1 protein-coding gene is annotated in these 251 nt (G+C 46.6%); it reads right to left on the minus strand.

Going from position 1 to position 251, the window contains the following annotated elements; translation table 11 throughout:
* The coding region (locus tag BP727_RS13110) for an S-layer protein domain-containing protein (RefSeq protein WP_286859273.1) at window positions 1-214 on the minus strand (214 nt) is incomplete at its 3' end.
* Window positions 215-251: the final 37 nt, after the last annotated feature.

Genomic DNA, 251 nt, shown 5'->3' on the forward strand with positions numbered 1-251 from the left:
GCGATGTTCCTGGACTGGAGTAGATGAAGGTATCATCAACTTTGTTCGCGGGCATGATTATCTTGGAATCGATAACAATTCCATCTTTGTAGAGCTCCAGGTACACTCTATTTCCATCGATATCTATGGACTGGATCACCAGCTCATATACCTCTTCCAATGCCATAAGCGTCCCTGAAGCCACAGTATGGGATTGGGAGTCGGCGATCAGCATTTTAACTGGATTAGCCTCTGAAGTCTGCCACAGGCCA

Origin of the sequence: Methanosaeta sp. UBA356 (assembly GCF_002496465.1) — an archaeon.
In the GTDB taxonomy this organism is placed as follows: Archaea; Halobacteriota; Methanosarcinia; order Methanotrichales; family Methanotrichaceae; genus Methanothrix; species Methanothrix soehngenii.